The following is a 6,127-nucleotide window of genomic DNA, read 5'->3' on the forward strand; positions in this document are numbered from 1 at the left end:
AAAAACCTTATTGATATTCTCAGAGAAAAAGATTTTAACCCTAAAGAAATTTTTAAACCTATGAATAAAGATTTTATAGAGTACCCTATTAGGATTGATGTTAGAGAGTTGCTAGAAGGTAAAGAGTAGGGGATGGGTGGCAAATAAAATGCCACTTTTTTTACCTCTTAACACCGAACGTATGTTTTGGTATAATATAACTATCAAAATTTTACAAGGGGGATAAATATGATAACTGAAAAACAAAAAAAAGTTTTAAAAGCAATACATTACTATATAAATGCAAATGGGATTAGTCCTTCTATGAGAAATCTTTGTGATTTACTAGGTTTAAAATCTAAAAGTACAATATATAGTCATTTAAGTAATTTACAAAGAGACGGATTTATAACCAAGATAGATACTATTCCGAGATCAATTAAAATAACAGATGCAGGGCTAAAGGAAATAAAAAGGTGACAAGTAGAATGTCACCTAGTGGTTGTATTTTGGTTGTATAATTTTTAAAAAATAAAAGGAATTAATCTAAAAGATTTTTATAGTTATATAATATAATCATTGAAATTGCTATGTTTTACAAAAATTTTCTACAATTATAAAAGAGATTAATCGAATTCCTAAACCGTGCGTCGGAGGTTCGAATCCTCTCGGGTGCACCAGAAAATAGCCTTACTTTCCTTGTGTTTCCAAGGAAGGTGAGGCTTTGTTTTGTATCTTACATAGATATAAAAGAGTATGGAAGTATTTATAATAGATGAAGGGGATGCTTATGATGAAAGAAGAACAAAAAGAGCAAGGGAAAATATCACTTGTGATATCTGCACTAATATCACTTGTAGTGGGGTTATGGAACATAAAATCTAGTCATTATTTTTATGGAATTACGATGTTAATAGTATTTGTGTTGGTATTAGGCAAAGTAGTTGGAGAATTTAAAAACGAATATATTACAAAGTCTAGGTAGAGATACGAATATAGTACAAATGGAGTATATAAGATATCGGTCAAGAGGAAACTGGAAAGGAGTTAGAGGTTACAAGGGGAGAAAGCTAAATTTTGGGCACTAATAAATATAGAAGTAGAAAAAAGAGCTTTGTAAAGTAGATATTAAAAATCTATTTTACAAAGCTCTTTTTATTTGTAGTGGAAACAAAAATATGTTGCATATATACGTAAAAATGTTGCATATATACAACGGAATGTGTATTATATTATGTAAAGGAGTGGTATTGTGGCAAGACGAGAAAAAATTTTCAATACAAAAATAAAAGTATTAAGAGCGGAACGTGGTATCACACAAGAGGATCTAGCTATCGATTTAGGGGTTAATAGAAGTACCATATCGGAAATTGAGAGGGGGACTTTTAATCCTTCACTGAAACTTGCTTTTTCAATGGCTAACTATTTTAATAAAACAGTTGATGAAATTTTTGAAATGTTGGAGGTGGATAATAATGACTAATTTACAAAAGATTTCTTTTGAACTACATTTAATGTTGTCTGTAATGCTTATGTGTGTTTATATTGTTTATATGGTTATTGATAAAGATGAATTGGAAGAACAAGCTCAAAGTTATGCTTTAAAATGGTCAAATTTATTAACTATTGTATCTGTAATATTCTATGTATTATATAAATCAGTAATAGGAAATATTGAATTCACACCTCAGATAATATTAATGATTATTAATATTTTTTGTGTAATGTATTTATTATTTTACTTTTTCTATATGAAAGGGATAGTAATATCTTTTAAGGTTAAAAATCGTAAGATTTTAGATAGCATATGTTATTTATCAATAAGTATAAGTGTTATTTTAATTATTACACAAATTTTAGAAGTGAAAAATTTTGAGATTTCTTCGAGCTTTATTAGATTAGATACTTTACTTCTGATGATAAATTTAATTATTGTTTCATTAATGATAGGAGTATATCCAAGGAAAAAATTAAGTAGAGAAGAATATAAAAAAAGAGAGGAAACTGGAAATAAGTTTTCAAAAATATTTGCTAGAGGTTACGGATTGTTTACTCTATGCCTAATAGGATATATAATGTATAAATTGTATATAAGATAATATGAAATAAATTTTCGTCTCGGGTGCGCCAAAATAAAACCTCATTTTTCTTGAAATTACAAGGAACATGAGGTTTTTTAAGTTTTATATAAAATTTTGGAAATCAATGATTTAGATTTATAAACCAACAAATTAATTTATTTTGATTTTTATGATCTTCATCATTTTTTTAAATCTTGGGATGCACCAAAGCAATCTCATATTTTTCCATCTTTTTCCGCCTATATCAAAATGATACCATTCTTTTATAAAATGAAGGCGATCATCAAAGCATTCAATTTCTTTTCCTGATTTAAATCCAGAATGAAATTCAGATTGGGTTTTTAGTTTTTTGACGGATTCATGATGCTTTGCTTTCCCTACTATAATGGGATCAAATGTTTCAAAAACAATTTCGGAGTTTGTAAAATGATCTGCTAATTTTTGAAATAAATCTTTTAGTTGCTCTATTTTAAAATACATAAATATACCTTCTGCTATAATAAATACATTTTCTTTTTTATCTATTAAATTCATCCACTTATAGTCAAATACAGACTTTTCTATAAATGTAAGATGATCTGTTTCATTTATGAATTGTCTTCTGATGTTTATTCCTTCAGATAAATCTATATCATACCAGTGAATGTTTTTAAGATCTATTCTAGTAGGTCTTGTATCTAGACCAGAACCTATATTGATGATTGTACCATTAGGATTTTTTTTGTATATATTCTTTGGTCAAATCATCTAATATTTTAGTTCTTGCTGCAACACCGACCTGTGTTTTGTAAAATTTATCATAATCTCCAAATACAGAAAAATCATAATCAATGTTTTCTACTATTTCTAAAGGTTTAGAATCTTTAATCATGCAATCTTTTCTTTTGGTTTCCTGTGCTCTTGCCCATACGGGTATTAGCATTGTCTCTGAAACGCCTACTAATTTTTCTTTATATTTTTCCATATTGATTCACCCTTTCTATACCCCTTAAAACTTTTATTTTAAAATTTAACAAGATATTGAAAATCATTATCACTAAGTTTTTAAAAAAATATGTATTTTAAATAAAATACATAATCAAATGATATTAATTATCAGCTTTATTTTTCTTTATGATACCATATAATATTTTTTTTTGCACTACAATAAGTTATCGTATATTATAATAATTTATTAACTGTCCCCTTGTATACCCTTGTATACCCTTGTATACTTGTATATGCTTGTATATGGATGATGGTGGAGCAGGAGCAGACACAGAAGAAATTCTAAAAAAATGTCCTTGGATGAAGCATTGTAAAAGTGACTGGAAAGGGACTAAGGGACAGGTAGAAAGGGACTAAAAAGGGACTAAGGAAAGGGACTAAGGGACAGGTACATTGTCCTTTTTTCTTTGATTAAAAATGTTTATTTTGTGCATAATTACAATATAAATAGTTATTTAAAAAAAGGGGGACAAAACATATGTTTTGTCCCTTAAGCTGTTATTATGATAGATTCAATATTTAGGAGGTTAATATGCCAAGACATGCACGAGAAAAAAGTAACAGTGGAATATACCACATCATGCTAAGGGGTATTAATAAACAAAATATATTTGAAGATGATGAAGATAGACAGAAATTTATAGAAGTAATCAATCGATATAAGATTGTAAGTGAATATGAAGTCTATGGTTACTGTCTTATGGATAATCATGTACACTTACTAATGAAAGAATTTACAGAGTCAATATCAACTGCAATAAAGAGAATTAGTAGCAGTTATGTATATTGGTACAATGATAAATATGATAGATGTGGACATTTGTTTCAAGAACGATTCAAAAGTGAAAATGTAGAAAGTGACGAATATTTTTTGATGGTATTAAGATATATACATCAAAATCCTCTCAAAGCAGGGATAGTAAAAAATTTAGATGAATATAAGTGGAGCAGTTATCTAGAGTATAGTAAACATAAATCAACGATAAATAAAGATTTTACTTTAAAAATGTACTCAGAAGATAGAAAAAAAGCAGTAGAATTATTTATGAAATATACAAAAGAGAAAAACAATGATAAATGTTTGGAATATGAAGAAAAAAGGAGAGTAACAGATGAAGAAGTGCTGAATTGCATACATCAATTAGGACTTTCCAATACAAGCAAATTACAACAACTTGAAAAGACAAAAAGAGATGAGATTATTCATAAAATAAAATCAGTGGAGGGTATTACAATAAGGCAAATAGCTAGAATAACAGGAATATCAAAAAGCGTCATTAGTCGAATATAAGGGACAGGGACACTGTTCTTGTAGAGTTTAGGTTATGGACTTTATAAAAATAGGGACAAAGAACCGGTCCCCATGTCCTTCCCATGTCCTTCCCCCATGTCCTCCCATGTCCTCCCATAAGGGCTTATAGCCCTGAGCAAACCACCCGTTAGACGGGTGGTGCTGATTTTGTTGTTGGCAGTCTTGCAGCAGAAATTTGGTAGCTATTGGTTTATTGGATTTTGTATTTTTAATAAAAAAACCGCCGATACAACGATACGGTGAACCGTACCATAAATAAGTGAGGTTTATAGCCTTAGGCATTGACATAACTTGTCTAAGGCTATTTTTATAGGTGAAAATACCGTATCATAAATAGTAGCATATTTACAAAATATGTTATTATTTTCAAATACTTTTTTCTAACAAGCAGTACCCTTGAGTTAGGACATCAATAGTAACACCATTATTATATGCTATCGTTAATGAGTAAGGAAGAAATTAAGGAATTTAATTAGCGAACATTTTACTAAATGAGAATCTTACTAAAGGAGATACAATAAGTAAGTTAAGTGGTAATGCCATAATAAAGTTTCTAATAACACATAATGGATAAATTTTTAATGCCATACTGCTAAGACCAACAGCTGTAATAGCACCATACATAGACATAAATAATACCATACCTACTACCATACAACTTGAAATTGCTAATATAATCTTAATTGGCTTAGTATCTTTATTTGAGTTTACAATGTTAAATGCAATTGGCTTAGCAATTTTACCAACAATAAAGATATCTAATAAAAGTGCTACAATAAATCCAAGCCAAAAATCTTTTAAAAGATGAGCAAAGAATTGAGAGTGGAGGCCTTCATTTAAAAGCATATTATAAATAGTCATACCAAGAACCATACTAAAGCACATCATTAATGTAAAAATAAATTTTTGTAGTTTTGTTTGTCCCATATTAAAAATTCCTCCTAAAGTAAAATAAATTGGTCAACTAAGTTGACTTAGTGAGTGTAGCATTAACTTCTAAAAATGTCAACTAAGTTGACAAAAGGATTTGAGTTTATTAAAATAAAATATATAATAATTAAAGATAAGGTGAGAAGATGAATGAAATTTTAAATATAATAGATTTAATAAGTGAAAAACATATTGTTCTTAGGCGTGAGGTTGAAGATAGATGGGCAGAGCAAGAAGAAGATATTTCTCATACAGAGGCACTACTTTTAGCTAAGATTAATATGGGTAAAATATCTATTGCTGAAATAGCAAGACAGGCAAATATATCTCGTCAAGCAATGTTCAAATGTGCTAAAAAATTAGAAACAAGAGGATATTTAATATTTGTAACAAATGAACAAGGAAATAGGTATACAGAACTTACCCTTAAAGGAAATGATTATTGTAAAAGGAGTCAAGAATTAAAAGAGGCATTAGAGAATAAGATAGTAGATGTTTTAGGAAAAGAGCAGGTAAAAATGCTTAAAGAATTACTAAATAAAAATTGGATTGAATAACTATATAGATAATACGGTTATAGGAGCTGGCTGTAGATGGAATTTGAGGTATTTTACCAAGAATGAAATAAGTACTAAAAGAGACAAAGGAACAGGTACACTGTCCTTGTAGAGTTATAGAGACAAAGAACCTGTCCCCATGTTCTATCCTACCTTAAAGATATTCACCACTTTACAAGTAACCGAATATTAATTTCCATAAAATAACAAAATCAGATACCTAAATCCTAGGAATACTAATTTTATGAAGACCAATACCCTAGGAGGCATCTGATATGATT

The 6,127-nt window shown here is 28.8% G+C and carries 9 protein-coding genes; 6 read left to right on the forward strand and 3 right to left on the reverse strand.

Translation table 11 applies throughout. The features are described from left to right. The first annotated feature begins 228 nt into the window (after positions 1-228). The 4 genes from EK368_RS08645 (at position 229) to EK368_RS08660 (ending at position 2,078) form a co-directional block, all read left to right on the forward strand. Positions 229-459, forward strand: a complete 231-nt coding sequence (locus tag EK368_RS08645) for a LexA family protein (RefSeq protein WP_129598507.1) — start codon at positions 229-231, stop codon at positions 457-459. A 310-nt stretch (positions 460-769) separates the two neighbouring features. Beyond that, positions 770-964, forward strand: a complete 195-nt coding sequence (locus EK368_RS08650; protein WP_129598509.1) for a hypothetical protein — start codon at positions 770-772, stop codon at positions 962-964. 267 nt (positions 965-1,231) lie between these two features. Continuing rightward, a complete protein-coding gene (locus tag EK368_RS08655) occupies positions 1,232-1,462 on the forward strand; it encodes a helix-turn-helix transcriptional regulator (protein ID WP_129598511.1) in 231 nt (76 codons plus the stop codon). Next, complete coding sequence (locus tag EK368_RS08660) at positions 1,455-2,078, forward strand: hypothetical protein (RefSeq protein WP_129598513.1); 624 nt, start codon at positions 1,455-1,457, stop codon at positions 2,076-2,078. Before EK368_RS08655 ends, EK368_RS08660 begins: the two co-directional genes overlap by 8 nt. A gap of 132 nt (positions 2,079-2,210) precedes the next feature. Here EK368_RS08660 and EK368_RS08665 read toward each other — a convergent pair whose 3' ends face one another. After that, positions 2,211-2,789, reverse strand: coding sequence for a class I SAM-dependent methyltransferase (locus EK368_RS08665; protein WP_129598514.1), 579 nt, complete (start codon positions 2,787-2,789; stop codon positions 2,211-2,213). Next, on the reverse strand, positions 2,770-3,024 hold the full coding sequence (locus EK368_RS08670; RefSeq protein WP_129598516.1) for a hypothetical protein: 255 nt from the start codon (positions 3,022-3,024) through the stop codon (positions 2,770-2,772). Before EK368_RS08670 ends, EK368_RS08665 begins: the two co-directional genes overlap by 20 nt. 555 nt (positions 3,025-3,579) lie before the next feature. Here EK368_RS08670 and EK368_RS08675 point away from each other — a divergent pair. Further along, the gene (locus EK368_RS08675; protein ID WP_129598518.1) at positions 3,580-4,338 is read left to right on the forward strand and encodes a transposase; all 759 of its coding nucleotides are present in this window, start codon (positions 3,580-3,582) and stop codon (positions 4,336-4,338) included. 489 nt (positions 4,339-4,827) lie between these two features. Here the strand turns inward: EK368_RS08675 and EK368_RS08680 are convergent, their stop codons facing one another. After that, the gene (locus EK368_RS08680) at positions 4,828-5,286 is read right to left on the reverse strand and encodes a DUF2798 domain-containing protein (RefSeq protein ID WP_129598520.1); all 459 of its coding nucleotides are present in this window, start codon (positions 5,284-5,286) and stop codon (positions 4,828-4,830) included. A gap of 149 nt (positions 5,287-5,435) precedes the next feature. On the opposite strand from EK368_RS08680, the gene EK368_RS08685 reads away from it, so the two are divergent. Next, a complete protein-coding gene (locus tag EK368_RS08685; protein WP_129598523.1) occupies positions 5,436-5,846 on the forward strand; it encodes a MarR family winged helix-turn-helix transcriptional regulator in 411 nt (136 codons plus the stop codon). Positions 5,847-6,127 lie beyond the last annotated feature (281 nt).

The organism is Anaerophilus nitritigenes, assembly GCF_004138215.1.
GTDB classification, from domain to species: domain Bacteria; phylum Bacillota; class Clostridia; order Peptostreptococcales; family Thermotaleaceae; genus Anaerophilus; species Anaerophilus nitritogenes.

Excerpts from the sequence above, each read along its gene's own strand:
- EK368_RS08670 (WP_129598516.1), bottom strand. The coding sequence starts at position 3,024 with ATGGAAAAATATAAAGAAAAATTAGTAGGCGTTTCAGAGACAATGCTA.
- EK368_RS08685 (WP_129598523.1), top strand. The coding sequence starts at position 5,436 with ATGAATGAAATTTTAAATATAATAGATTTAATAAGTGAAAAACATATT.
- EK368_RS08660 (WP_129598513.1), top strand. The coding sequence starts at position 1,455 with ATGACTAATTTACAAAAGATTTCTTTTGAACTACATTTAATGTTGTCT.
- EK368_RS08675 (WP_129598518.1), top strand. The coding sequence starts at position 3,580 with ATGCCAAGACATGCACGAGAAAAAAGTAACAGTGGAATATACCACATC.
- EK368_RS08680 (WP_129598520.1), bottom strand. The coding sequence starts at position 5,286 with ATGGGACAAACAAAACTACAAAAATTTATTTTTACATTAATGATGTGC.
- EK368_RS08650 (WP_129598509.1), top strand. The coding sequence starts at position 770 with ATGATGAAAGAAGAACAAAAAGAGCAAGGGAAAATATCACTTGTGATA.
- EK368_RS08645 (WP_129598507.1), top strand. The coding sequence starts at position 229 with ATGATAACTGAAAAACAAAAAAAAGTTTTAAAAGCAATACATTACTAT.